This window comes from Paenibacillus sp. EPM92 (assembly GCF_016586185.1).
Taxonomy (GTDB): domain Bacteria; phylum Bacillota; class Bacilli; order Paenibacillales; family NBRC-103111; genus Paenibacillus_G; species Paenibacillus_G validus.
Map to the genome: position 1 here is coordinate 1 of NZ_BCPS01000010.1, position 25,913 is coordinate 25,913.

20 protein-coding genes and 2 pseudogenes are annotated in these 25,913 nt (G+C 46.5%); 10 read left to right on the forward strand and 12 right to left on the reverse strand.

What is annotated here, in order from left to right:
• Positions 1–658, reverse strand: a 658-nt coding sequence (locus JMF85_RS01960; RefSeq protein ID WP_201317653.1) for a PAS domain-containing protein, incomplete at its 3' end; no start/stop codon positions are given.
• Positions 659–1,226: 568 nt separating this feature from the next.
• Positions 1,227–1,787 (reverse strand): cupin domain-containing protein, encoded by a 561-nt coding sequence (locus JMF85_RS01965; RefSeq protein WP_127606624.1) that lies wholly within the window; start codon positions 1,785–1,787, stop codon positions 1,227–1,229.
• A 72-nt stretch (positions 1,788–1,859) separates the two neighbouring features.
• On the opposite strand from JMF85_RS01965, the pseudogene JMF85_RS28775 reads away from it, so the two are divergent.
• Positions 1,860–2,140 (forward strand): annotated as a pseudogene (locus JMF85_RS28775) (IS110 family RNA-guided transposase); the annotation flags it as partial.
• A gap of 237 nt (positions 2,141–2,377) precedes the next feature.
• Here the strand turns inward: JMF85_RS28775 and JMF85_RS01970 are convergent.
• From JMF85_RS01970 to JMF85_RS01985, 4 genes and pseudogenes are all read right to left on the reverse strand, one after another.
• Entirely contained in the window at positions 2,378–2,971 is a 594-nt protein-coding gene (locus tag JMF85_RS01970; protein WP_236595705.1) for a DJ-1/PfpI family protein, read from the reverse strand.
• Between the two features lie 10 nt (positions 2,972–2,981).
• Complete coding sequence (locus JMF85_RS01975) at positions 2,982–3,632, reverse strand: DUF2306 domain-containing protein (protein WP_201317654.1); 651 nt, start codon at positions 3,630–3,632, stop codon at positions 2,982–2,984.
• 52 nt (positions 3,633–3,684) lie between these two features.
• Positions 3,685–4,714: pseudogene (locus JMF85_RS01980) on the reverse strand (DJ-1/PfpI family protein).
• Between the two features lie 102 nt (positions 4,715–4,816).
• Positions 4,817–5,038, reverse strand: a complete 222-nt coding sequence (locus tag JMF85_RS01985; RefSeq protein WP_155614976.1) for an SHOCT domain-containing protein — start codon at positions 5,036–5,038, stop codon at positions 4,817–4,819.
• 156 nt (positions 5,039–5,194) lie between these two features.
• Between JMF85_RS01985 and JMF85_RS01990 the strand changes: the two genes are divergently transcribed.
• The 7 genes from JMF85_RS01990 to JMF85_RS02020 all read left to right on the forward strand — a co-directional run bounded on the left by JMF85_RS01990 (position 5,195) and on the right by JMF85_RS02020 (position 14,481).
• Positions 5,195–5,881 carry a response regulator transcription factor gene (locus JMF85_RS01990; protein WP_201317655.1) on the forward strand — a complete coding sequence of 229 codons (687 nt, stop codon included), beginning with the start codon at positions 5,195–5,197 and terminating at the stop codon, positions 5,879–5,881.
• A gap of 1 nt (position 5,882) precedes the next feature.
• Entirely contained in the window at positions 5,883–6,953 is a 1,071-nt protein-coding gene (locus JMF85_RS01995; protein ID WP_054798530.1) for a sensor histidine kinase, read from the forward strand.
• An 801-nt stretch (positions 6,954–7,754) separates the two neighbouring features.
• Positions 7,755–8,615, forward strand: coding sequence for a ParB/RepB/Spo0J family partition protein (locus tag JMF85_RS02000; RefSeq protein WP_134752276.1), 861 nt, complete (start codon positions 7,755–7,757; stop codon positions 8,613–8,615).
• 471 nt (positions 8,616–9,086) lie between these two features.
• Positions 9,087–10,160, forward strand: a complete 1,074-nt coding sequence (locus JMF85_RS02005; protein WP_201317656.1) for an endospore germination permease — start codon at positions 9,087–9,089, stop codon at positions 10,158–10,160.
• Positions 10,161–10,162: 2 nt separating this feature from the next.
• Positions 10,163–11,689 carry a spore germination protein gene (locus tag JMF85_RS02010; RefSeq protein ID WP_201317657.1) on the forward strand — a complete coding sequence of 509 codons (1,527 nt, stop codon included), beginning with the start codon at positions 10,163–10,165 and terminating at the stop codon, positions 11,687–11,689.
• Positions 11,686–12,822 (forward strand): Ger(x)C family spore germination protein, encoded by a 1,137-nt coding sequence (locus JMF85_RS02015; protein ID WP_201317658.1) that lies wholly within the window; start codon positions 11,686–11,688, stop codon positions 12,820–12,822. Before JMF85_RS02010 ends, JMF85_RS02015 begins: the two co-directional genes overlap by 4 nt.
• Positions 12,823–13,008: 186 nt before the next feature.
• Positions 13,009–14,481: a helicase-related protein gene (locus JMF85_RS02020; protein ID WP_483874215.1), complete on the forward strand. Its 1,473-nt coding sequence runs from the start codon at positions 13,009–13,011 to the stop codon at positions 14,479–14,481.
• A gap of 230 nt (positions 14,482–14,711) precedes the next feature.
• Here the strand turns inward: JMF85_RS02020 and JMF85_RS02025 are convergent, their stop codons facing one another.
• The 4 genes from JMF85_RS02025 to JMF85_RS02040 all read right to left on the reverse strand — a co-directional run bounded on the left by JMF85_RS02025 (position 14,712) and on the right by JMF85_RS02040 (position 19,490).
• On the reverse strand, positions 14,712–16,349 hold the full coding sequence (locus tag JMF85_RS02025; protein ID WP_127607705.1) for an alpha-amylase family protein: 1,638 nt from the start codon (positions 16,347–16,349) through the stop codon (positions 14,712–14,714).
• A gap of 35 nt (positions 16,350–16,384) precedes the next feature.
• On the reverse strand, positions 16,385–17,035 hold the full coding sequence (locus tag JMF85_RS02030; RefSeq protein ID WP_236595706.1) for a carbohydrate ABC transporter permease: 651 nt from the start codon (positions 17,033–17,035) through the stop codon (positions 16,385–16,387).
• 213 nt (positions 17,036–17,248) lie between these two features.
• A complete protein-coding gene (locus tag JMF85_RS02035; RefSeq protein WP_127607701.1) occupies positions 17,249–18,124 on the reverse strand; it encodes a carbohydrate ABC transporter permease in 876 nt (291 codons plus the stop codon).
• Between the two features lie 55 nt (positions 18,125–18,179).
• Positions 18,180–19,490 (reverse strand): ABC transporter substrate-binding protein, encoded by a 1,311-nt coding sequence (locus JMF85_RS02040; protein WP_201317659.1) that lies wholly within the window; start codon positions 19,488–19,490, stop codon positions 18,180–18,182.
• Between the two features lie 615 nt (positions 19,491–20,105).
• On the opposite strand from JMF85_RS02040, the gene JMF85_RS02045 reads away from it, so the two are divergent.
• Positions 20,106–20,966: a helix-turn-helix transcriptional regulator gene (locus JMF85_RS02045; RefSeq protein WP_127607698.1), complete on the forward strand. Its 861-nt coding sequence runs from the start codon at positions 20,106–20,108 to the stop codon at positions 20,964–20,966.
• A 77-nt stretch (positions 20,967–21,043) separates the two neighbouring features.
• On the opposite strand, the gene JMF85_RS02050 is transcribed toward JMF85_RS02045, so the two are convergent.
• Entirely contained in the window at positions 21,044–22,915 is a 1,872-nt protein-coding gene (locus tag JMF85_RS02050) for a beta-L-arabinofuranosidase domain-containing protein (RefSeq protein ID WP_236595707.1), read from the reverse strand.
• 200 nt (positions 22,916–23,115) lie between these two features.
• Here JMF85_RS02050 and JMF85_RS02055 point away from each other — a divergent pair, with 200 nt between their 5' ends.
• Positions 23,116–23,961 carry an AraC family transcriptional regulator gene (locus JMF85_RS02055; RefSeq protein WP_164751806.1) on the forward strand — a complete coding sequence of 282 codons (846 nt, stop codon included), beginning with the start codon at positions 23,116–23,118 and terminating at the stop codon, positions 23,959–23,961.
• A 43-nt stretch (positions 23,962–24,004) separates the two neighbouring features.
• Here JMF85_RS02055 and JMF85_RS02060 read toward each other — a convergent pair whose 3' ends face one another.
• On the reverse strand, positions 24,005–25,843 hold the full coding sequence (locus JMF85_RS02060; RefSeq protein WP_127607694.1) for a sigma-54-dependent Fis family transcriptional regulator: 1,839 nt from the start codon (positions 25,841–25,843) through the stop codon (positions 24,005–24,007).
• Positions 25,844–25,913 lie beyond the last annotated feature (70 nt).

Sequence of the window (25,913 nt, forward strand, 5' to 3'; positions counted from 1 at the left end):
TCTTTTTACGCTCCGAGACATCCCTTGCAACAGCGACAACATACTTGACATCACCTTTGCCGTCCAACACGGGCTTTACCCGGGCTTCTATGTGTATCGTATGGCCCTCCGCATGTATGACCCGGTACTCCAAATTCACCGGCTGTTTCGATTGTAGAACATTCCAATAGTTGAATCGCACACGGTCGCGGTCTTCCGGATGAATAATATCGAACGCATCCATCCCTTCATATTCATCATTGTTGTAACCGGATAACGAGGTCATGGATGGGGACACGTAACGAACAATGGCTTGATTGTCAACCAGAACAATCGTATCCGATGTATTCTCCGCAATAATCCGGTATCTTTCTTCCCGTTCCTCCGCCTCGAACTCCATCCGCTCTCCTCCCCTTGCCTCTTTTAATAAGACCGTGTAGGCAATCGGGAGATTGTCATCATTCAAAATAGGTGTCACAATGACATTCGGGTTTATTCCAGTCCCATCAGGGTGGATGATGTTGTTATGGTACATTGGCGCATCGGAAAAGCCAAACCTGTTCTCAAAAACCTGATTGCCCCAAAGGACACGATCTTCAAGATCAATAATATAGATGGGATCCGGCAAGTTCAGCAGCAATTGCTGAGCCCCCCTGATTACGTCCTGATATTTTCCCATGGTTACTTTCTCCTTATTAACCGCTGTCATAAGTATCCTTCACATTTCACCTGAGCTCATTATAAATGATTTCTCCACCGTTTACCGCGCAAAAAAATAGGGAATGCCCGCAAATTATGCGGCTAGATAAAGAATATCTTCTAAAGCGTGGATAAACTTTTTAATTCCTTGGCTATCCGAGTTAAACTTCATTGTCTTGCTGCGCTTCCATTCCTTATCACTGCGGAACTTTTCAAATGGAATGCAAGCAGCGACCTGAAAATCAAGAACCAATATCTATTCCAGCATAGAAGGGGTAAAAGACAAGGGCCTCTGTTAAGTTCTTTGTTTCTACGCAAAAAAACCTGTCTTTTCGACAGGTTAAATAATCATCAAGCGTGCAGTGCCAAGAACATGGAGCGCCTCATTTCTGTTAAAGAGTCCAGGAGGGAATACCTGCTGGCTCTAAACTTATTCCGGGCGGTTGTTCCCTGAGAGGTCACTGCACAAAATATATATACGACTATGTGAGTTCAATTACTAACAGTACCTTATTATCTTTACGGAGAATGCCTGCAAGTATATGGTTTTACTCGGCAGCCATTGCGTCTGCTTTCGTTTTATGAACCGTACCAAATGGATGCTGAGGCGGGGCATAAATAGAATAAAGTTTAAGTGGCTTATTGCCCGTATTTATTAAATTGTGCCATTTACCAGCAGGTACCATGATTGCAAAATCATCATAAACTCTTTTTTCAAAATTTAAATTATCTTTAGTATCACCCATGCGAACTATACCTTGCCCCTCTTCAATACGCAAGAATTGGTCAACTGTGGGGTGAACTTCTAAACCGATGTCTTCTCCAACTTGGATACTCATCACAGTAACTTGTAAGTTATTTCCTGTCCATATGGCAGTGCGAAATGTACTGTTTTGCTTTGTAGCCTCGTTAATATTCACAACAAATGGTGCTCTTCCAAAATCTTTTAACTCAATTCTACTTTCCATATCTGATGACTGCCGATGACCAAATAGGTTTGTATGCTCTATTTCTTGTGGAATCGCCCAGTACACAGGCTGTCTTACATAGCTATACATTGGGACGTTAACGTAGTATGGATATGGATACATATACCCAGCGTAGTACATTTTGTTTGCTCATTCCCTTCACAGAAATATAAAATATGCTATTCACTATGGCTTGGGAATGTGCTTTTATTTCGCAATCAACGCGAATTGAGAGAACTGGTCCGTTACCGTCGAAGTCTGATTCAAGAACGATCTCGCGAACATAATCGCGTTCAAAAAGTTCTCGAAGGCGCCAACATGAAGCTGGCTTCCGTCGTCTCGGACATTATGGGGCTTCCAGTAGGGACATGCTTGAGGCCATGGTCGACGGCGAGACTGATCCGGAGAAACTTGCCGGCTTCGCACGCCGAACAATGAAGAAAAAGAAAGAAGAACTCGAGCTTGCGCTCCGGGGTAACATGAGCTCGCATCAATTTTCTTCATATTTTCAACGGGACTATACTTTTGATGATGCTCCATGAGGTCTGTCCCAAATAATTCTACACAGTGACGAACCATATCAAGCGCCGAGTGTCCTAATATTTGTTATACGTGAAAAATATCCCGTCCGTTTAAAATATAGAACTTAGCATGGTGTGTCGGAGCGTATGAGGCGATACACGAGCCTCAATGATTTGAGCACTTTTCGATTCCTCACTTTTCGGCATTACTCAGGGAACTACAGCCGGTTGTTCTTCTTTAGACGCTTTTTGACTCGTCTTAAAGTCGATCGGCGCAATGCCTTCCGCGTGCCACACCGTGCCTCTTCGCTCGTACTCGAATAATCTTTCTACGGCATTAGCAATTTGGGGCCCTAACTCACGCTCAACCAAATACAAGGCCACGTCAAGTCCCGAAGTCACGCCTCCCCCGCTCACGAAGCGAGGACCATCTTCAACGACTCTTGCATTCACCGGAATTGCACCGAGAGCTCCTAACGCAGCCATGCCTATTTGATTGGTAACTGCATGTCTATCTTTCAACAAACCATCCATAGCAAGCAGCAATGAACCTCCACATACTGTAGCCACAGTGATATTCTTATTTTCGAAAGCTCGTTTCATCATATCCGGCAAGCCTGTCTCGTTGGCCTGCCTTAATATATTCGCAATGGCATCTTCCGAATTTCCCGCCGGTTTACCCGAAGCTCCAGGCACCAAAATAATTCCCGAACGATTTGGGTCTAATGCGGCTTGCGCTTCGAGGGCGGGCCCATTCATACCGCTCGGAACTGAACGCTTACCCTCTGCGGATACCAATTCCACAGTAACTGCCTTATACCATTCCTTTTGGGGAACCACAACCTCTACCGATAGTTCTGATGATCACCTCAGGAATAACGAGCAGCAGCACAATGGAGCCGTAAACGCCAATTGTATAGCTGGTAGCGTAAACCAGACCGAATCCCTGATGAAAAAGGGAGGTGATGAGATGAATCAACATGTTCGTAAAACAAAAGGCGTAACTTCGGATCATCCAGTTCCGGTGCCGGATGATCCGTTTCTTTTTGATTTGAACGAACGCCACAATGGTTATAACCGGCCATATAATATTTAGCGCATTGAACCCCATACTGCTTATTTTTCCTCCGGTTGCGTAAGGAGCCATGTATCCGGAAGTCAGCACGACAAGAAGTACGGACACTAAATAAACATAGCCGTTAATGCGATGGAACTTGCGGCTTTTTTCAAAGATACGATTATAAAAGTTGAGTAGCCCGGACGCCATGGCGATGCAGGCAAATGCAACATGAACGTACATAACGTTTAACCAGACCGGGAGATTAAGCTCACGCTTAAGTCCGGTTTTCTCGCTCAAAAATCCCTCGGCCCCGGGGTCGATAATATAATTGTCCACCAAGGCGGAAAGGATAAATAGAATAGTGACACAGGCCAAAAGTCCGTATAATGTTTTCCCTTTCTTCATGAGATCCAACCCCCCCGCGGCGCCTTATTTATTAACAATAGACAATTCTTGGTTAGGAAGCCCGTTTGCCAGTTAATTTGGATGCCGGCAGCACGCCGGCCTTGGCGATTCCAGTCATGTGATCCCCGTCGGCGGCAACTTCGAATTTCAGATTTAAGCGCATTGGTTTCGTAATTCGCAGCGACCAGGTAAGCTTGTTGTCCTGAAGTACGGGGTTCAAAAACTCGACCGTCTCCTCCCCTGTGTGCCTTGCCTTGGATCGTCCCATTACTTGTTGATATTGAGAGCTTGACTTGCAATTTCCCAACCGGCGTAGCGATTGTCGTATCCCAATCCCCGTCGAAGACAGATGCCTGTGTGATTTCATGCAGGGTGCCGTAAGTCATCGCCGCTTTGTTCGCCGCGATGTTCAGTTCGGCACCCGTCAAGGACTTATAAGTGCTAGGCGCAATTCCTGTTTCTCGCCAAACCGTTCCCCTCCGTTCAAATTCGAACAACCGTTCTACCACGTGTGCGATACGTGGTCCAAGTTCACGTTCCAGCAGATACAGAGCTACATCGAGTCCCGAAGTTACGCCGCCGCCGGTAACCAAGTTGCCGTCGTCCACTACGCGTGCTGAGACGGGAATGGCCCCGGTTGCTCCAAGTAAATCCATGCCTAGATGATTCGTTACCGCCGGTCTGCCTTCTAGCAACCCTCCCATGGCCAGCAACAGTGAGCCGCCGCATACCGTAGCGACTACGTTGTCTTTTTGCCCAAGTGCCTGCCCAATCATACCGGTCAATTCTGTATTCATTGCCCGAGCTAGAATAGCCGGGATCGAATCCGGGCCATCTCCTTCGACGTCACCCGATGCGCCAGGCACGAGAATGATGTCCGCACGTTCCGGGTTCAGTCTGCCGCTCGCTTCAATTTTTAATCCGTTGATGCCGCTAGTCACGGATCTTTGCCCTTCCGCGGTGACGAATTCTACGCTTAATGCGTTTTCTGCATTCATTGCAGCGGCGCAAAAAACCTCGTAGGGTGCAATGGCATCCAAAAGGTCGAAGCCATCAAAAAGCACGATTTGAACCGTCAACATAAATAAATCCCCCTCCAAAGTCATTACGTCAGTTTAACTTGTGTCGGTCGTATCATGATGTCCATGAAATAATCCTTGAACCTACGAGTCGTTAAGGGAGCTTTATTTTGTCAGAAGATCTTTCAGCCTGTGATATTCCTTCTCGTTAAGTTCCCCCTTAGCCATCCGGCTTTTTAGAATCAAAGCGATATCACAGTCCTTTTGATTAAAATCTCTGTAACGATTACGAATGGCATATATTCGCACCGCCACAAAACAAAAAAGTGTGAGACAAAATATAGCTCCGAATGGAAAAAAAGAGAAGCTGTCGTTTTCCAAGCCCATTTAAAAACCTCCTTCACATATAGAAGCATAACAAATGAATATCTCAAACCAAGTTGTAAAAAGGTCACAAAACAATAAACAATTCATCACAAAACATATGGTTTCGAGTGCTCTTGCAGAAAAAGTGATAAAATAGGGTGCAAAGGTGGGATATACATGAGTGTAATAAATACGATACTAGTTGTAGACGATGACCAAAGTATCGTTGAACTTTTGAGGGACTTTTTGGAGAACGAAAATTTTCATGTTATAACCGCTTGTGACACCGCACAAGCATGGGCCGTGTTCCAACAGAGTTCAATTCATTGTATTGTCCTTGACATCATGATGCCGGGACAAAATGGATTTGAGTTATGTCGCCGGATTCGGGCGGAGAGCAACGTTCCTATCCTTTTCTTGAGCGCTCGCAGCGATGATGTGGACAAGATTCGAGGGCTGACTCTCGGCGGCGATGATTATATCGTCAAAACCGCTTCACCCGGCGAGATCGTTGCCCGCGTAAAGGCTGTTCTACGACGCATCGGCACGCAGCAAACAAGCACGGTCAAGGTATTGGACTATGGCCGCCTCAAGCTCGATTTGTCCACAAGAGATGTGTTCGTAGATGGAAGGAGCGTCTCTCTCACGCCGAAGGAATATGAGTTGCTGCGATTGTTTGCGGAGCACCCGAGACAAGTATTTACCTATGACCAATTGCTCACGAAGTTCTGGGATGGTGTCGGCGATAAGCATACGATTCGCGTCCATCTGAGCCGTCTCCGCGAGAAGATCGAGCACGATCCGGATCAGCCACAATATTTGACCAACGTATGGGGCGTTGGTTATCGCTTCGAGGGCGTGTAACATGAGGAAGCTTCGTATTCGTACCTATGCCTTGCTCAGCTTGGTGCTCCTTCTGCTGCTGCCATGGGTTTTCTTTGTGGCGGCACACTTCATCACGACCCAATCGTTGCATATTGGAGAGGACCAGCCGAATTCGTACACGGTTCCCATGGTTGCTGCGTTCGCAGGACTGCTGCTCGCTTTCGTTATTGTAGGCGTTCGCATGCGAAGACTCCTTCTCATGCCCCTTGAGAGAATGAGCCAGGCAGCTCGGCAAATCGCTGCAGGCGATTGGGACGTTCAGCTGCCCCCGTCGACCATCAGAGAGATCGCCGAGGTTCGGGATGGATTTGAAGTCATGGTGAATGGACTGGAAAACTCGCACCGGAAGCAAGCGGAGCTTGAGGAGGAACGACGATTCGTTATCGCTGCCGTCGCGCATGACTTGCGGACACCTTTATTTGCCTTGCGCGGTTATTTGGACGGGCTCGAGCAAGGCATTGCACGAACGCCGGATCAAATCGCAAAGTATGTGGCTGTTTGCAAGGAGAAATCGTCTCAATTGGACCGGTTGGTTGAGGATCTCTTCACCTTTACGAAGATGGAGTATTTGGAAACAGAGCTAAGCGAGGACACCGCTGACTTTAACGATATTGTTCAGAAATCGATCGACAGCCTGGAGCCGAAAGCGCAGCAGAAGCACATCTCAATCGTCGCCCTTTACGTGCCGGATGGTTGTTTGATTAGAGCGGATTTGCACTTATTAGAGCGCGCGTTGAGCAATTTGTTGGATAATGCTGTAAGGTACACACCTGCTCATGGACGAATTCTCGTTCAATGCCGCCGGGAAGGAGATCGAGCATCGTTCACGATCCAAGATTCAGGGCCGGGCTTTGTGCCGGAGGAGCTCAAACGTATCTTTGAACCTCTCTATCGGGGAGAGCAGTCGAGAAATCGTGCGACGGGAGGAGCCGGATTAGGGCTGACCATATCACAGCGAATCATCCGCCAGCATGGAGGCGAGCTTGCTGGAGGTAACCACCCGAGTGGAGGCGCAATCCTCTCTGGCTGGATTCCTGCCGCTAACCGATAAGAAGACTGAACCCAAAATAACCGAAAGATGCAAAGGAAGGCTGCCGACATTGGGCAGCCTTCGCTGTTTAGGGTACATAACGGTGATAATAACCGCTGTTGAATCAAACTGCCCGTTCGTATTATGAGGTCAGCCAGTTTTTACTGGTTGACCTCTTTTATCTTTAAAGGGTTTAGTACGGGTAGCCGGGGTAGAACGTAACTGCCCGTGGGGCTTTGACCCCGTGCTCTAAACTGTTCACCTCCTACTTGTAGAAACATGTTTGAGGCTGGTTGAGACACTGATCTCGAATAACAAGCGAAGCTATGACACTACATGCGGGATTAGGGGCTGCCGGCTAATAATTCGAGCGAAGGTAATACGATCAAATGTATCCAGTAATCGGCCTAGATATTGCTAAAGGAGAAAGTCAGGGCCAAGCTTTCTTAGACAAAGGCCAGCCTTACGGCAAGAGCTTTACCGTCCAGCATACTCGGGAAGGATTGGACGCCTTCCACTCGTTCTTAAAGCTTATTGAGAATGAGACTCTCATAGAAGGTGATCTGGCCAGCTACTTCGACACTGTTCACCAGTCGACACCGTTCCGACGCTTTTTATATAGACGGAAACCCTTCCCCAATAAAACACATGCATGCCTTATCTATAGGCGGTACTACAGGCTCGTAGAAGCGGTGGGGTATTAGGGGCGTCGCCCCTAACAAGCGAATTTGGATATCCAAATTCAGTGCTTGCTACAACGTGAGACAGCCGTCTCACGTTGCCTGTAGATCACCTGCCGGGAAAAAAGGAGGAGCACGTCCGATGAACGAAACGGTTACGACAATTCCTATAGAAAAACTACACCCGTTCCCCGACAACCCCTATCATGTTGCGGATAACGACGAGTTGCAGGCCATCGCGGAAAGCATTCGGAAGCATGGCGTGATCTCGCCGCTTGTCGTGCGACCGCGGGATGGAGGAGGTTATGAAATCATATCCGGACACCGACGAAAGGCGGCTTGTGAAAAAGCGGGAATCGCTGCGGTCCCCGCCTTCATTCGTGAAATGGACCGAAACGCCGCGATTATCGCCCTGGTGGACAGCAATCTGCACCGCGAGCATGTGTTGCCGTCCGAAAAAGCATGGGCCTACAAGATGAAGCTGGATGCCATCAAACGGCAAGGGCAGCGCAACGATTTGGCCGATAGCGGAACTCCTGACCAACTCGGACAGAAGTCGCGGGAGCGCGTTGCCGTTGATGTAGGAACGAGCGCGACGCAGGTGCAGCGCTATATCCGGCTGACTGAATTGATTCCGCCGCTTCTGGAAATGGTGGACAGCGGCAAGGTGGCGTTCAGTCCTGCCGTGGAGCTGTCCTATCTGTCCGAAAAAGAACAGGAAGCCTTGCTGGAAACGATGGGTAGCGAGGAACGCACCCCTTCCCTTTCCCAAGCCCAGCGCATGAAAAAACTGAGCGCGAACGGCCTGCTCGACATGGACGCGATTTTCAAAATCATGATCGAGGAAAAACCGAGTCAACGGGAACAAATCAAGCTGCAAAAGGAAAGCATCAAGGACTATTTTCCGAAGGGCTATACGGCCCAGCAGATGGAACAGACCATATTGAAGCTGCTAGAGGAATGGAAGAAAAGGAGGGAACGGGGCCGCGAGAACAGCCGCTGACTTTTTCCCGGCTGGTATTTGGGGTAGTAGTACCAGCGAAGCTGACACCATCCGCAAAGTAGATGTAATTAAATGGGAGCAACAGCTACCGGATGAAAGGGAAGCTGCCACTTCCCCCAAGCGCAGACGGTCAGCGAGTGGGTCATTTTTAAGTTGGCGTTAGTGGGTCAATTTAAATCCGGCCTTGACATACGCAACAGTCTTGAATTTTTTTCCGTAAATCTAAGCTCCCAATTTCGCTTCAAATGATCCCCTCCGAGAAAAGTTACCTAAAATGGTCAAAATCGGTATACCGAAGCATACTTAATGAGACAATATGGGAATAAATGCTGCGAAGTTCTAATTCCCGAATCAAAGCTGGAACTTTATCGAAAGGAATTTCTGAAATGAGTAATTTGGGATGAAGATGAAGAAGATGGGGAAAGTAATGGTACTGCTTCCATTTAGTGTTTCACAGGGTAAGGTGAGTTGATGCCGAAAATTTCAGTTTTACAGTCATACATGATCATAATACTTTCTGTCGGTTTGCTGAACCACGTCATCATCATACCGTTACTGCTCGGTGCATCAGGGCGAGATGCCTGGCTTGTAGTACTTCTTGTTTTAATCGCTTCGCCAATTTGGATTGGCATTCTGAGCTATATCCTAAAAAACATGAACGGAATGCATGTTAGGGATTGGTTAAAGCAACAATTCGGAATGGTTCTCTCGGCAACCTTGATTGTCCTATACAGTGTACTTGTATGGCTTATGGGACTCATTTCCTTTAAGGACACTATAACATGGACAATTGCAACTTATATGCCTCAATCTCCAATGCTTGTTCTCGCAGGAACAACGCTTTTCGGATGCTTCTTCGCGGCATTTCAAGGGCTTCGCACCATTGCAATTTTAAGCGGGATATTGTTGCCTTTTGTTGTTATTCTGGGTGACCTTGTCATGACTGCAAACTTTCAGTTTAAAGACTACACCATGCTTTTTCCTCTACTCGAAAATGGGATATCTCCGCTTTGGAAAGGCATTCCCTACGTAGCTGGGGGATTGTTGGAGTTGTCGTTGCTGATTTTGTTTCAGCACAAGTTAACGAAAAAACCAGGTTTCAAAAGTTTAATGCTTATTTGCATCATATTATCCGGGCTAACGATCGGCCCTTTGATGGGCTCGATTACCATGTACGGCCCTGATGAAGCGGCACACCAACGATACCCCGCTTTCGAACAATGGAGAATGGTTCGACTGGGCGAGTATGTGGAGCATGTTGATTTTTTCTCGATTTACCAGTGGTTATCCGGTATGTACATTCGAGTTTCCCTTTCCCTGTTACTCTTAAGCGAATTGTGGAAATTGCAAAAGTATAAGTGGTTGCCTATGTTTCTGGGCGCTTTATTCATGCTGGTTGCTACATTGTTGCCAATCAGCGATATGCTTTTTCAAGACCTGCTCAGCCGATATTACTTTCCTTCGTTTTGTGTCTTTACCATTGGGGTCATGTTCGTATATTTCGTACGAATTTTAATCTCAACACGGAGTAAAAGGAGCAATTGAAGATGATAAAGCTTTTCAAAAATAAATGGGCAAAGGACATAAAATCGTCGACACAACAAGGGGCGCCTGATACACAACCGCTTAATGAACAAACACTTCTTCAACGTTTCCAGATGTGTCGTGATGTAAAGCATCATGTTTACAAATTAAAAACTGGCGACGATCAATCAAGGATCGTTTTACTGTATTGCGATGGGTTATGTGACAACCAACAACTCATTCAGGATGTGGTGCTTCCTCACTTGACTCGGTTTTACGAAAATCACGGTTTTCAAAAGAACAAGGAAGTTCTTGAGTCGTGTCAATTACAGCTTGAGAGCATTTCCTTCGAGGAGTGGGGGCAGAAATCCGAAACGGACATTTTTGAGGGAAAACTGCTTTTGTTTATTCCGACACTAACTTCTTTGTTCTCCCTCGACATATCGAAAAAACCGGCACGCCAGCCCGAAGAATCCAATATCGAAGTCTCTATTCGCGGGCCGAAAGACGGTTTTGTTGAGGAACTCGGTGTCAATGTTGCGTTAATTCGGAAACGAATCAAGTCAACAAGCATGGTATACGAAACGAAAACAGTAGGTGTCCGGACAAAAACAACCATTGCAATTCTCTATATGCAAGACATTGTTGATCCGAAAATCGTCCAAGATATCAAGACTAAATTGGATCGCCTTCAAATTGACGGAGCATTCAGCGCCACTCAACTGGAAGAGTTAATGGAACCGGCCAAAGCTTTGTTTCCTTTGATGGGCTATACGGGAAGACCAGACTTTACCGTTAACTGCATGATGAATGGACGTGTAGCGCTGATTGTGGATGGTACACCGGCTGCATTGATCGCTCCGGCCAATTTGTTCCTGCTCCTGAAAACGCCAGAAGACATCCACTTTACTGCTTTATCGGCTACGTTTGGACAATCGCTTCGTTTGCTCGGATTGTCCGTATCACTCATGCTGCCCGGTTTTTGGGTCGCAATTCTTGCGTATCATCAAGATCAACTACCCTATTACCTTCTTGCAACACTTGGCGTCAACCGGCTAGGTATTCCTCTTGGCGTGGCAGGGGAAATGTTTCTCGTGCTCATCTTTTTGGAAATATTGCGGGAAGCCGGTATTCGGTTGCCTTCAGCGGTAGGATCTACAGTTACGGTAGTGGGAGGGCTCATCTTAGGGGATGCGGCCATACGCGCAGGATTTTTATCCCCTAGCATTGTTGTCATAGGTGCAATTACGCAAGTGTTCGGTTCGACTTTATCCAACCAGTCACTGACTGGGACAATGAGCATTTTGCGCTTCTTCATGTTCGCTTTGTCTGCCATCTTGGGGATCTATGGTTTTTTACTTGCTTTGTTTATCGTGACAACTCATTTAGCCTCTTTGCGTTCATGCGGTTTGCCTTACCTGGCTCCGGTTTCGCCTCTATATGAAGACTTCGCCAATGCCTTGTTCCGATTACCATGGAGATGGCGGAAAACTCGGCCAGACATGCTAAATACTCAAGATTCTACAAGCCAAGGGGATAAGCAGAAATGAACGCATACAAATTTACCGCAGTTCTTCTGCTTCCCTTCTTTCTCACCGGATGTTGGAGCAGATACGAAGTGCAAAACATGAATTATGTAACTGCTGTTGGAATTGACTATGCGGATGGTCAATACATCATTTATGCGCAGTTGCTCGATTTCTCGACAGTGGCAAAACTGGAAGGACAACAGAAAGCGGAACAACCTCCGGTCTGGATCGGTAGAGGAAAAGGTATCTCATTTACAGAAGCATCGAATGATTTATACAGCACTTCGCAACAAAGGTTAAACTGGGGACAAATCTCTGCAATCTTGTTTAGCGAAAGGTTATTGAAGGAACGAAAAGTCGGTGAAGTGTTGGAACTGATCGACCGATATCGTGAGATAAGGTACTTAGCTTGGGTGTTCAGTACGCGCGATCCCCTTGACGAGGTCTTAATTGCGACTCCATTTTTCAGATTATCGCCAAAAGCATCGATTCTACATAACCCCGAACAGAATTATCGGCAGCGTTCTATCCTCGCTCCGATCCGCCTGCAAAAATTTGTAATGGATTCAAACGAAAAGGCGAAGACAAGCTACATACCAGAATTATCTGTTCGAAAGGATCAATGGAAGGAAAATCAAAAACCGCATGAGCTGCTTAGATATTCAGGCATACAAATATACGATAAGGACAAATATTACGCACGCATGAGCCTCGAAGAAATAAAAGGATTGCCATGGCTGAATAAACACACAATCCGACTGCCCGTTGACTTGTTTTCCGATAACAAGCTTGTTGCAGTTCTCGTCGCAGAAAAACCCGAATATGACGTCAAACCAAGGGTTAAATATGACAAAGCATATTTCGATATTTCCGTTAAGGTGAAGGCCGGAGTAAATGAGCTACATGCAGACGTTACGGAGCAAGAACTCACGCAACTGGCTCAAAAAGAAATTGAGCATCAAATTAGGCAGACCTTTCAAACCGCGTTTGAAAAGAGAATAGATATTTATAATCTAGGGGAATCTCTTTTTCGCAGGAATCCGTATGCGTGGAAACGGATTGCATCTGGGACTGTACTAAACAAAGATTCCTTACGAACGATCAACGTTAACGTACAAATCGTGTACCCTGGCAGGTATAAACTTTCACCTTGATATTTGGTTGTGATTTACTTTGCGGGTGGTGTCAGCTTCGCTGGTACTGCCCCTATATGGGGCATTGGGCGACCGGTGCCCGTTTCATTTGGGTTATAACCTCCTTGACAAACTGCACCGGAAGGAACGGGCTATCGGGCGAAAACCCGGTTTGCCCGTTTTTACAATTTGCCGGAACTGATGAATATGTTCAAGGAAGTGGCCGATATCCAGACTGCGGACATGCTCCAACTTCCCGTCCCGAAAGCCCATTTTCACAATGTTGCGGTGCCGCCAAGCGACTTTCAGCGCGATATGGTCGCGGATCTTGCCCGCCGCGCCGAGCGGGTGCGGGCGAAGGAAGTAGAGCCCCATGAGGACAATATGCTGACGATCACCAATGACGGACGCAAACTGGCGCTCGATCAACGGCTGGCGAATCCCCTGCTTCCTGACGACGAAGGCAGTAAAGTCAGCGCCTGCGCGGACAATGTCTTCCGGTATTGGGAGGAACATCAGGCGCAGCGTTTGACCCAGTTGGTGTTCTGCGATTTGTCCATTCCGAAACAGGATGATGCCTTCAATGTGTACGACGAGTTGCGGCGCAAGCTGATGGAGAAAGGTGTTCCTGCCGAGGAAATCGCCTATATTCACGACGCCAATACCGAGGTCAAGAAAAAGGAACTATTCGCCAAAGTACGCAGCGGCCAAGTTCGGATACTGCTCGGATCGACGTTCAAGATGGGCGCAGGCACCAACGTGCAAACGAAGCTGATTGCTCTTCACGACCTTGACTGCCCTTGGCGTCCGCGCGATCTGGAGCAGCGCAGCGGGCGCATTATCCGGCAAGGCAACCAGAACAGCGAGGTGCATATTTTTCGCTATGTGACGGAGAACACGTTCGACGCGTACCTTTATCAGACACTGGAGAACAAGCAGCGCTTCATTTCGCAGATCATGACCAGTAAGTCTCCGGTCCGTTCCGCCGAGGATATTGACGAGACGGCCCTCTCTTATGCCGAGGTCAAGGCGCTGGCGACCGGCAATCCGTACATCAAGGAGAAGATGGACTTGGACATTCAAGTGTCGAAACTCAAGCTGCTTAAAGCGAACCACTTGAGCCAACGCTACGCGCTGGAGGATCGGCTGCTCAAAATGTTGCCGCAGCAAATCAAGTCCACGGAGGAACGGATTGTCGGCTATGAGCAGGATGCCGCTTTGTTTTTACGATCCAAAGCGAATGTACAGGAGGAATCGGAGGAATCGAAGTTTCCCGGAATGGTTATCAAGGATTTTACCTATACGGAGCGAACGGCAGCAGGCGCGGCTTTGATGGACGCTTGCAAAGGCATGACTTCGCTCGATCCGCAGGAAATCGGCAGCTACCGCGTTTTTTTCTCATCAGGGGGCATTTCTCGCATGTATTCTTTATCAAACGTTTTGCCATCTGGCATTCCTCCTAGACATAAAAAAAATAGAACCGGCAATCAAGACCCGCTCCTTGTTCATTCAATATGGGATTACATTTGCTGCAGCATAGATAACCGTTCGATTACCTACTTGCGCGCTGAGTACCCTTTTGATCCAATAGAATCTCCTCCCTCGCATATGATTTCCTACGCAAAAAAAACCCAGCAGAGGGAATCCTTGGAAACAAGCAGACTACACCTGTTCTCATAAATTCCGCCACTAGGGCATTTGACTTCACGTAAGGTTAAAACAAGATTCTTAGTTAAATATACCACAACCCCCTCTCATATGGAATAGAATACCACGCATTTTTTCATTTATGCGTCTTATAACCTTTTACATTGAAGAAATCCTACCTGCTGCCTCTTCTGCTAGAAGTCTCTCAATGATCATCATATCTTCGTTTGTGCAGCGGTAGCCTTACCTTGTTACTTAATAAATTACAAGAACATCCTTTTGTAGTGATTTGCCATGTCTATGACCTTATCAAATTCAGCCTTAGCTTGTTCGAACGTACCGTCGACGAAGGCAATCGTCGGAATATATTCTTCCTTAAGCTGCCTCGGCTCGTACTGGCAGTATCCCAGTTCATGCACCCCAGTGCTGCCCCGGCTTGGTTCGGCTTCGAGCAGATGGGCGACCATTCTCGCGTATCGCCCTACCCAGCTAGGGTTTTTCAGAAATGGTCGACTTTGGAACGTGGGGAATATTGTAAGCAAGCCGTCGTACCAATTCTCGGCGGTGACCAAGACATCCGGTCTATCCTTCACAATTGCATTTTTCAAGCCCTTGAGTCCCTGACATACATCGAAATCCGGATCGTTCACCCAGTGATGGGCGGTATCCAGGAAGACGGAATCGAAGCCATATCGATCCATCAGACGAGTGACCTGCCGAGTCAACTCTGTTTGCCAGGAGGGAGCTCCCGGATTGAGCCAAGCCTGCCATCCGGTATCGTGAGATCGGCTCAAATCCCAATCCGGTACGTTGCCATGATATTGGTTTCGCGAAGCCGTTTTCATATTGGCATCTGTCCCGTACTGCGGGAAATTAGAGAACCAAGCATTCACGCAGTTGGCCCCGAACATCGGCATGATATGGACCCCCAGCTTTCGTGATTCCTCGCATAAACGCTGGAATCCTTCCTCCCCACCAAGGAGCGGATCCGGACGATAATCCCCGTATTGCCAGTAATACCGACCTTCCCAACCTGGTAAATAGGCCAAAATATTTTTGCCATCTGTACGCTCTGCGGCATAGCGGATAATCTCCAGCATTTGATCGTATGTGTTGAATATGTAACCGGACCAATGCATTCCATGCAGCGTGAGACAAAGCGAGATTTGCTTCGCCCAGGACGGCATATCGGTTCTGTCCTTCCAAGGTATTAAGCCGATACCGTTTGGAGACTCGGCAAACTCAAGATATTGGTTGAGGAATGCTGTTGGCTCTACATTGCGGCCAAGCACCCAGGCTGGAACGTCGATTTTATCGTCAAATTTGCTTGCGGACTCTTCGTGAATCAATTCGACCGTATAGGTACCTGTGTTTGCACCCATTTTTTCTGGATAAACCGCAAACCGCTTGTCCCTCACTTTATGATCTTGGCATTGAAACGCCAAGCAGCCATCCTTATCGATCTCACGCACAAAAAATGCAGGAATCTTCAAGTTATTCTCACGATGAATCCAATTATACGGGTAATGATAAATATCCCCAGCAGCACCCACGACATCTTCTTTTTCGGTGCTTGCATTGTACACCGCTATGGCATCCAATTCACGCACAAGCACCTTCACACAACGGATTTTATGAGAGGCCTCTGCCGATATTTTTAACACCAACTGCCCTTGATCATTAGTAACCGCTTGGAGTGTGAAGCGGCCTGGTTTCTGCTGCTGCTGACCGGCGAAGCTTAGCTCCTCACAAACCAGCTTCCAAGAGCCGTCCTCTTGCGTAAACTGTGTTTTTTCTGGATTTAAGCCATAAGTGTTTTCGAGTGTAATAATTTGAAAACTAAGTTTCCATCCGTCGAAATTGTAAATCGGATCTCTGAAATCAAAACTAAAAAATTGCAATTATTGTCATCCCCTCAATATTAAATGGCAGCTTTTTACTTGACAGCACCGTTCGTTAGGCCGCTGATGAAAAACCGCTGGAGAAACACAAACAAAATGATCATTGGCAAAAAGTTGATGATGGAACCTGAAGTTAGCAGTCCCCAATCGTTGCCGTACTGGCCAATAGCCATATTCGTCAACCCTATGTTCAGGGTTCGCATATCATCCGTTGTCGTGAATACCAGCGCGACAATATAATCGTTCCATGTTGTGTAGGCAGAATGTATCGCTACCGTTGCAAGCCCCGGCCAAGCGAGTGGAATCATCAGCTTAAAAAAGATTTGGAATTCCCCTGCCCCGTCGATCAATGCGGATTCACGTATGGCGTCCGGCACAGCGTCGAACGAATTAAGCATCATAAATACCGCCACCGGAAGATGGAAGGTGACATAAATGATAATGAGAGCAAGATAGGTATTTAGCAGATTGAGGCTCTTCATTATGGAAAACAGCGGAATTAACAGCGTCTGAAACGGAATCATGAGCGCTATTAGAATCAACAAAAGAAATATTTTGCTGAAAGGGATCTCAAGCTTGGAAAACCCATACCCTGCGAGCCCACCAACCAAAACGATGAGCAACACTGAAATGATTGTCAGTACGATTGTGTTGAACAAATACGTTTGAAACAAGCCGTTGTTCATGCCCCAGATTTCCTGATAATGCTCAAAGGTGATCGAGGACGGGATCCATTCCGGAGGAGTTTTAATAATTTCCTTTGACTTCTTCAGCGATGTGCTTAGCGTCCACGCGAACGGAAGAAGAAATAAGACAGAAAGTACGATATTGAATAAGTATTTGAATTTGTGCCGCTTCAATGTATCGAGAAAACGAATCAAAGCCATAAAGTCCCACCTTTAATAATTTACCGGATTCCGCAGTATACGCATTTGAATTAAACTTAATATAATTAGGATAAAGAGCAGAACGAAGGTCATCACCGAGCCATATCCCAGATGGAAATATTTGAATGACGTTTTATAAATCAAGTGAACGACGGTTGTCGTCGTGTTAGAAGGCCCGCCTTGAGTCATGATAACAAACTGCTCGAAAGCAAGCACCGAACCGATTACCGATAATATCAAAGCTAAGGCGAACGAAGGACGCAGCAAGGGAAGGGTAATATACCGAAGCACTTGCCAGCGGCGTGCGCCGTCCACATTAGCAGCCTCATAAATGTCCTGAGGTATAGATTGCAGTCCAGCGAGCAATATGATCATCGTAAAGCCCGAGGTTTTCCATGCGATCATAAGCACGATAGCCGGCAACGATGTGCTTGCATCGCCCATCCAAACAATAGGCTGCTGAATCAAGCCCCACTCCAGCAAATAGTAGTTCAGCAGACCATATAAGTCATTGTATATCCATAGCCAAACCAAGCTGGAGGACACCATAGAAATCACGACGGGTGTGAAATAAACGGAACGAAAGAAGATAATTCCCGGCAATCGTTTATTTATAAGGAGCGCTAGGCCAAAAGCAACAATAAAGATGAGCGGAGTTACCATAAGCGTATACTTCAGGGTGAACCATAAGGTACTCCAGTAAGTTTTATCCTTGAACAAATCGATGTAATTATCCAAACCAATAAACGTTTTTTCCCCCAGCACCGGCCAGTTATAAAAGGACATGATGAGGGAACGGATTAGTGGATAAATAAAAAAGATCAGATTCAACAAAACAGCAGGAAGTACGAATAGCAGATGGACTGGTTTGATGCGGATTTTAGTCATGTGTCCTCCACAGCAAGGAAAGGGGAGGTCTCTCCCCATTCCGTTGCATTATGTTTTATTTCTTTTGCAGGATGGCGTCCATGTCTGCAGCGGCTTTCGTGAACGCATCTTTAGCTGGTGTTTTACCTAGAAGCGCCGATTGAACGTTACTGAGAATCGGATCATATAGTTCATTGTACTTCGTGGTAAAAGGCGTTACCGCCACATCAAGTGACTGTGCGAACATCTTATACTTCGGTTCTTTATCGAAATAAGGATTGTTGTAGAAGTCCTTGCGTACCGGAATAGATCCATTTTTCGCGAACGTCTCGACCTGAACTTCTTTGGACAACGCGAACTCGATAAATTTCCACGCTTCTGGCAGCTGTTTTGAACCGGACGTGATTGCGATAAGCTCTCCTCCACCGAAGGAAGCGTGGCCTTTGCCCTCATTTTTCGGGATCATTCCGACACCGTACTCGATATTGGAAAACTTCAGATTCAAATCAGACACTCGGAAGTTACCATTGACCATCATGCTCGCCTTGCCAGACGTGAAGGCGTCAAAGGCTTGTTGGGACGTATAGGTCGGCGATCCAGGAGGAACCACTTTATCCTTATTGGTAAGGTCCGATAAAAATTGCAGCGCTTCGATCGCTTGAGACGAATTCACCATCGCCTTGGTACCATCTTTGTTGAGGAACTCCCCACCGTTGCCCCAAACGTAAGGCATGAAAGTAAACATGAGTGTACCGGCAGTACCACCGCCATACACGTATCCAAAACGGTCTTTATTCGTTAATTTTTTCGAGTACTCTTGAAGCTCCTTCCAGGTAACCGGCGGTTTTTCCGGATCAAGTCCTGCATCCCGGAAATGTGCCTTGTTGTAAATAAAAGCAGAGACGTCTGCGTTAAACGGTAAAGCGAACTGTTTGCCATCCTTCTGTCCCTGGTTCAGCATACTCTTGCTAAGCTGGTCCTTAAAGCTTAGACCATTATACTGCTGTGTGATATCTTTGAACGCACCAATTGATGAGTAATAGGGAGCCAGAACAAGATCAACGGATACGATATCCGGAACCGAATTGGACGATAACGCAGCGGTAAATTGCTGATTAAAGCTCTCGGTAGGAATCGATGTGACTTTGATTTCTACGCTTTTATTTTCCTCGTTGTATTTTTTAACTGCTGCTTCTAATAACCGGGCGCCATTCTCACGAGTCCACATCGTTACGACTTTTTTGGCTCCACCTGAATCCGGAGCAGCTTTCGCTCCGTCATTCACCTTTTCCCCACCATTCGTTGCGGCCGGTTGTCCGGAGCAACCGGTCAAAGCGAGTACGAACAAGCTGGCAAGCAGTGCTGCATTCACTAGTTTTTTTTGCATACATAAAACCTCCATTGATATATCTTTTGGGCATTTGGATTTGCTTGTTGAAAAGGATCTAAAAGCTCCCCGCTTCAATTACATCCCTGCCGATTCGATTAGCAACCGCTTACATAAGTACTTTAAGAGCGTCTCCTTATTGCAGTTCTCAAGTATATCGAAGATCGTATTTTCTTGTGTGCGAATCTCTTACCGCTCACATCAAGCAATATCTTAAAGGACGTTTTACCACAGTTCTTGCACATTGTACATATTTAGAAGCGGAGATGCACTCTCCGACTCGATATGGTATCAGTTTTTGATAATAGGCTGATACTACCATTGCACTCCAAAAACATCAATACGATAATCCGAGTTTTATATAAGAAGACGATTTACAAATTTCAACTTATTATCTTCGGTAAAAACTGACACACCCTTTTCAGCTCGATAACTACAAGGTTAGCGTTTACACTCCTAAAATGAGGAAAACTAACGATAACTCCCCCCTTTGATTCTGCTCCTTAGTTTACTAATGCTAACAATTTCAAGTATATTAATAATAGTGAATGTGAAACAGTATAATGTTGACCCAATTTTAGCACAATATGACACAATATAATTTAGGTGATAGACTTGAGTTATTTCCATTTTGAATCACCACCGTTACCTCATTTCGTCGCTTGTGGGGAAGCTACTTATGCGATTGGAAGAAGCCATGCCGAACGTTCAAACATCGGTGTGTTCGATATGATTTTCGTCACTCGTGGAAGCCTACTGATGATGGAAAGTGATACACAGTGGAGGACGGGACCGGGTGAATGTCTAATTTTGCGGCCCGATGGTTATCATTTTCAGTTGAATCCATGTGATGAAGAAACCCATTTTTATTGGCTTCATTTTCAAAGCATCGGCAAATGGATCGAAATACAAGAGCAGAATCGCGGCTTCTTAGGTGTGCAAAGCCATTTCATGCTTTCTTTTAATGTTTCGATACCCCGATATTGGAAATTGCTAAATCCGACCAATGCTTACGAGCAAATACGCAATCTACTCACATTAAAGGGCCAGCCTGCTTATTCGTCCCGTTGGGAAGAGCAAACCATTTTTCAAAAGCTGTTCTTTGATCTTCATATTGAACAAGAGCCTTTATCCTCCGCCGTCAGTAGATTGGCCGATGATACGGCCCGATATTTACGGCAAAATTCCCCAGAGCAAATTACTTACGAACAGCTCGGGAAAATTTTTAACTTTCATCCCTCCTACATCACGCGCTGTATGAAAAAAGTGTACGGTTGCACACCTGTGGAATATTTAACGATTGTTCGGCTCGACCAATCGAAAATTTTACTGCTTAATACCGATTTACCGATTGGGCGCATTGCCGAGGAAGTCGGCTTTCACAGCAGCTCCTACTTCACGAAATGCTTTTGCAAAGCCGAAAAAATTACCCCCCACAAATTTAGACAGCAATTCAGATATAAAGGCGGAAATTAGAGAATAACTCAAAAAATCCGCAAGCATCGACCGAGGTCGAGCTTGCGGATTTTTGTATAGTAATTATTGTGTTCGCGTTACTTTTGCACTACCGGGAATTCACCAATACGTAAACGGGCACTGCCATAAGGGACCAACTCCAGATCTACGACTGGCTGCGTCGGATCCAGCTTTGGCTGCATCGGCGGCGTTGCCGCGGAATGCATGTCAAAGCCCCAATTGGGCAGCAGTTGTCCTTTTAGTATTACGCGCACCGGGGCATTGGATGCCTGATAGGGTTGATAAGGTATTTCATCTTCACTGATGGTGATACGTGTGTCCGTCCCGTCAATTAGACCGTATTTCCAAGGAGAAGCTGGATATACCTCCCAATCACTGAAACGTTCCCGGTTGCGCATGCAAGTCCAGCTTTCGGTAATAGGCAGCACGTACACCAAAGGCCCTCTTTCCACGCTTGCCGCGAAGTTGCTGCGGCGAGATTGCTTTACTTCCATCGGAAGCGACAAGTCAATCTCGTCGCCGTCACCCCATTCGCGTTCGATGCGTGCATAACCATCCTTCGTGGTGAACGTTTGACTGCTTCCGTTGATCTTCAGGACGGCACCTTGGCACCAAGCTGGAACCCGCAGGTAAAGCGGGAATGTCTCGCTGCCCTGCAGCGAAAGCCGGATGTGAATGCTTTCTTTAAAGGGATAATCGGTGATCACCTCAGCAGTGATTTGCTTGCCGCTACCCGTCGTTGTACGAACGAAGCACGGTGCGTAAGCAACAGCAGCAATCCCGCCATCCTGTGTGGACATCCAAAGATGAGACACAAGCTTGGGCCAGCCTTGATGCATATTTGCTGTGCAGCATCCGAAATTCGGGGCTAGTCCGAACGTATTGGCATCATCCCGATTCACCCAGTTACGTTTGGCCACATTACACACAACCTGATTCACCTGCTGATCGTATTGATGTGAAGTCCAATCCGCCGAGATCGTAGCCGGCAGAGCGTTATAGGCAACTTTCTCCAAGGTGTCTCCGAATCTCCCGTCCCCAAGGATGCTGGCAACATGCTCCAAGCTGAACATGTACTCAACCACGGCGCATAGTTCGACCCCCTGGCTTGGATGGGTACCGGATAACCACTCATCGCCGGAGAACATCCCGTGGGCTTGCCCATGATACTTCATTAGGCTTTCCAGTCCTCTGTACACAGCCTCCCGGTGTTCCTCCTGTCCGGTCAACCGATAGAACAACGCCGGCGTTTTCAGTGCCATAGCCACATTCACTACATGTGTGCGATGATCGAACTTCCCTTCATATTTTCGCCAAAATGGGAAGTCATTGAAGATGCCTGGCCAATCCAACGTTTGCTTTCTTATTTTATCTGCAATCTGAAGCAGGAACTCTTCATTTGTCCGTTGATGCAACCAGAGTATGGACAGCATCAAATCTGCTCCGCGTGCTTGTGCCCAACCCTCTAGAGGCATCTGCTCGATCACCCCGTCAAGATACCGGAAAAACCGCGTTAAGAATGGAATGACCCGCTCATCACCGCTGGCTTCTTGATGCTGGGTCAGTACCTTCAGCATAATGGTAAAATGCCACCAGTCATGTCGTTTATTCACATCATTATTAACGGTCGTGATGTGATTGGGGCCAAACATGCCGTCTTCCCTTTGACTGGATAACGCCCATTCCACCCACTTCATGGCTTTGCGGATGAGTGTCTCATCTTCCAGTAAGTAGGCGAGCGGAAGAAGCCCGTCTACATAGTAAGGACCACGCTCCCAGCTTTCTCCTTTGCCGCCCAACCATCCATTGTCTGAACCGACGTCTTCCCAATGCTCCTCCAAATGTCCAGTTAGTCCATCTGCCTGTATGTTCAATTGGTTGCGAATCCACCCAGATGGTTTGATACTCCCCAGCGGCAAAGGGGTAAAAATCGGTTGTTTTAACATCATGCCATCCCATCCTCCCAAGAATATTGAAATCATGTCCCCCACATTGTAGTGGATGCTAGGAGTGTCAAAAAACTACATTCCCAACTATTTTTAGTCCGATTTAAACCAACGAGCTGGATTTACAATCAAGATAATAAAGGTTACGATGAGGGGCGAAGTAGAATAATGCTAACGTTCCGATGAAGAAGGGGCCTGCTCACATGAACTCATTTCAATTGGTATGTCCGCCTTTGCCGCACTTTCTAATTTGTGGAGAAGATGTGTATGAAAGGGGACAGCGACATCCCAGCCGTCATTCCATTGGCGTGTTTGATTTGCTCGTGGTAACTCGCGGTTGCTTATATATTGGAGAAGAAGAACGCCAGTGGCGTTTAGAGGCCGGTACCTTCCTGCTGCTTCGCCCGGATCGATACCATTATGCGACACAAGGCTGTGAGGAGGAAACCCATTTTCACTGGCTGCATTTTCAACCGATGGGTGAATGGTCAGAGGTTCCAGAGGGGGCCGCTATTCCGCAGCCCTTCCCGGAAGAATCGCAGTTCGTTGCATTCATCCCCCGCTTTGGCCGACTGTCACTAGACAGCAGTGTTTATCAGCAGCTGGAGTCGTTACTTGGCATGGTGCGTCGTTCCAGTGTGCAGTGGAAGCATCAGATTGCTTTCCAGCAGCTGCTTCTGGCGTTGGGTCAGGACAAGTCGGACAGCCATACGTCTTCCGTTTACCGCATTGCCGAACAAACCGTCACCTACTTGCGGATGCATTACCGTGAGCCGTTTCGCAACGAACTGCTTGGAACGAGCCTACGCTTTCATCCGATGTACATCACTCGCTGCATGAAAATGGTGTACGACTGTACTCCGTTGGAGTACATCACAAGATACCGTATTGAACAGGCGAAGCGGATGCTTATGAATACGGATCTGCCAATCGGGCGAATTGCCGAGGAATCCGGATTTGAGACCTTTTCTTTTTTCAGCAAATGCTTTCGTAGGACTACGGGTACCAGTCCGCGAGATTACCGCAAGCGAATGTGGACACCTGATTGATATTAATAACGATCAGGCGAATGAAGGAGTTTGGGACATCCCGTTATGTCTGTCCTTGTAGATGCTCTTTTATTTTTCTGTACAGAGTAGCGCGGTTAATGCCTAACCGTTTTGCAGTTCTGGACTGATTGTACTCCTCTTGCTCGAGTACCATGAGAATAATGTGTCTTTCAATTTCCTCCAGGGTCATATCTTTAGTTAAATCAGGGACAAGCTGGTTTCTAGGATTTATCGAGAATTGCTTATCAAGAATGGGCTTCGCAATTTCCATTGTAACGAACATCGAATTCGCCCTTTCAATTAATTCGCACAGGACGTGTTTTAGCTCCGTCAGGTTACCGGGCCAATGATAAGACTTTAATTTTTTAAGAACATCCGGCTTAAAGCCTATGACTTGCTTGTTTATCGTCATGCTAACTTCTGCAAGATACCAACGAATGATGTCATCCAGGTCTTCAATCCGTTCGCGCAGAGAGGGAATCGAGATACATTGCGGCCGCAATTGGTAGTAAAGCTCCATATGGAATCGGTTAGCGTGCACTTCCGAAAGTAAATCGATGGAGCTCGAAGTCACCAATCGGAAACGGGACGATTGATTTAGCAATATTTCGCTTAATTTCGACTGAGCTGTGAGTGGTAATTTACCTATTTCTTTAATGTAAAGCATTCCTTCGCGGGCCTTTTCAATTAACCCTTCCGTTTGCTGATTCTCTGTCCCGAAAAGGCGGTTAACCACTACTTCAGGTGGCGATACGAGATGCTCGTCAAAAGCAATAAAAGGGCCTCGATTAAATTGGGAGTTATGATATAAAGCCTTTGCGAGTACGCCTTTATTGGTGCCTGCCTCTCCACAAATAAGAACGGGTTTGCAAGCCCGATCCCACGCTTCTAAGTTACTCAAATCCCCCTCGGCTACTCTCAGCTTTTTCATGACCTGTTTAAGGGTTACTTTTCCTTCCGGCAATAAGGTGTCACCGTTTAGCTTTCGTCTCAGTATTCGCTCGAGATCTAAAATTTGCTCTGTCTCTTGCAAGGTAAAAATAAGTTCATCCTTTGAGGATGGGCATTTTTGAAGGATAAGCCATTTTTGATTCCAATTTATTAAACGATGCTTCCGGCTCGTGAGCCCGGCTAAGTCGTCCAACTGCCATTTTTCTAGCCACTCTTTCCATGTTAATTGGGTGATTGATTCTTTAGGTAGATTAAGTAATTCCTCCGTTTTATTATTAATCAGGATGATACGGTTATTGGAATCAATGATAAATATCCCTTGATTTAACTTATCCAGCAAGGATGAGAACCTGATATTTCCATCCTCGATCTGATTATAGAAATAATACAGGTCCGTAACTTTTTTTAAGGCACCATCAATAGCTTCCTTGCCTGATGCGATCATGACGGTTTGGATCCCTTTGGACTCGGCCAGAGAAGCCGTAAGCGCATCTCCGATAATAACTTCAACCCCCTGCCTAATGGCCTCCATGACCGCTTGCTCAAATTGTTCGAAAGTCTCAATTGTTTGCGCCAGCACCTCTATTTCCAATAACTCCGTTATCAGTTTGACATTTTGGAGCACGTTGGCGGAACCGATCATCCCCATTTTACCTTTAAATCCTTTAAGTATCGTAAGCGTGCGGAGTATGTCATAGCTTGTAATTTCTATCTCAATAACTGGAATTTGACTATGCTTCTTAAATAACTCAAAGGTTGCTCCTCGGCAAATGACGACATCATACCCGTGATACTCTACATGATTAAGAAGCTCCTCACCCCTTCGGATATTCCCAATCTCTACATCGATTCTAAAAGGGTAGTTTTCTCTTATATTAAGAATCATCTCTTTAAAGCCCTCATACGGTGCTATGACAAAACACTTAAACATATATGGTATCTCCTTTGTTTATTTCTAAAGCCGGCATTTTTACTGGATAAGTATATATTACAACCTTTTA

Excerpts from the sequence above, each read along its gene's own strand:
- JMF85_RS01965 (WP_127606624.1), bottom strand. The coding sequence starts at position 1,787 with ATGTACTACGCTGGGTATATGTATCCATATCCATACTACGTTAACGTC.
- JMF85_RS01975 (WP_201317654.1), bottom strand. The coding sequence starts at position 3,632 with ATGAAGAAAGGGAAAACATTATACGGACTTTTGGCCTGTGTCACTATT.
- JMF85_RS01985 (WP_155614976.1), bottom strand. The coding sequence starts at position 5,038 with ATGGGCTTGGAAAACGACAGCTTCTCTTTTTTTCCATTCGGAGCTATA.
- JMF85_RS01990 (WP_201317655.1), top strand. The coding sequence starts at position 5,195 with ATGAGTGTAATAAATACGATACTAGTTGTAGACGATGACCAAAGTATC.
- JMF85_RS01995 (WP_054798530.1), top strand. The coding sequence starts at position 5,883 with ATGAGGAAGCTTCGTATTCGTACCTATGCCTTGCTCAGCTTGGTGCTC.
- JMF85_RS02000 (WP_134752276.1), top strand. The coding sequence starts at position 7,755 with ATGAACGAAACGGTTACGACAATTCCTATAGAAAAACTACACCCGTTC.
- JMF85_RS02005 (WP_201317656.1), top strand. The coding sequence starts at position 9,087 with ATGCCGAAAATTTCAGTTTTACAGTCATACATGATCATAATACTTTCT.
- JMF85_RS02010 (WP_201317657.1), top strand. The coding sequence starts at position 10,163 with ATGATAAAGCTTTTCAAAAATAAATGGGCAAAGGACATAAAATCGTCG.
- JMF85_RS02015 (WP_201317658.1), top strand. The coding sequence starts at position 11,686 with ATGAACGCATACAAATTTACCGCAGTTCTTCTGCTTCCCTTCTTTCTC.
- JMF85_RS02020 (WP_483874215.1), top strand. The coding sequence starts at position 13,009 with ATGTTCAAGGAAGTGGCCGATATCCAGACTGCGGACATGCTCCAACTT.
- JMF85_RS02030 (WP_236595706.1), bottom strand. The coding sequence starts at position 17,035 with ATGAACAACGGCTTGTTTCAAACGTATTTGTTCAACACAATCGTACTG.
- JMF85_RS02035 (WP_127607701.1), bottom strand. The coding sequence starts at position 18,124 with ATGACTAAAATCCGCATCAAACCAGTCCATCTGCTATTCGTACTTCCT.
- JMF85_RS02040 (WP_201317659.1), bottom strand. The coding sequence starts at position 19,490 with ATGCAAAAAAAACTAGTGAATGCAGCACTGCTTGCCAGCTTGTTCGTA.
- JMF85_RS02050 (WP_236595707.1), bottom strand. The coding sequence starts at position 22,915 with ATGATGTTAAAACAACCGATTTTTACCCCTTTGCCGCTGGGGAGTATC.
- JMF85_RS02055 (WP_164751806.1), top strand. The coding sequence starts at position 23,116 with ATGAACTCATTTCAATTGGTATGTCCGCCTTTGCCGCACTTTCTAATT.
- JMF85_RS02060 (WP_127607694.1), bottom strand. The coding sequence starts at position 25,843 with ATGTTTAAGTGTTTTGTCATAGCACCGTATGAGGGCTTTAAAGAGATG.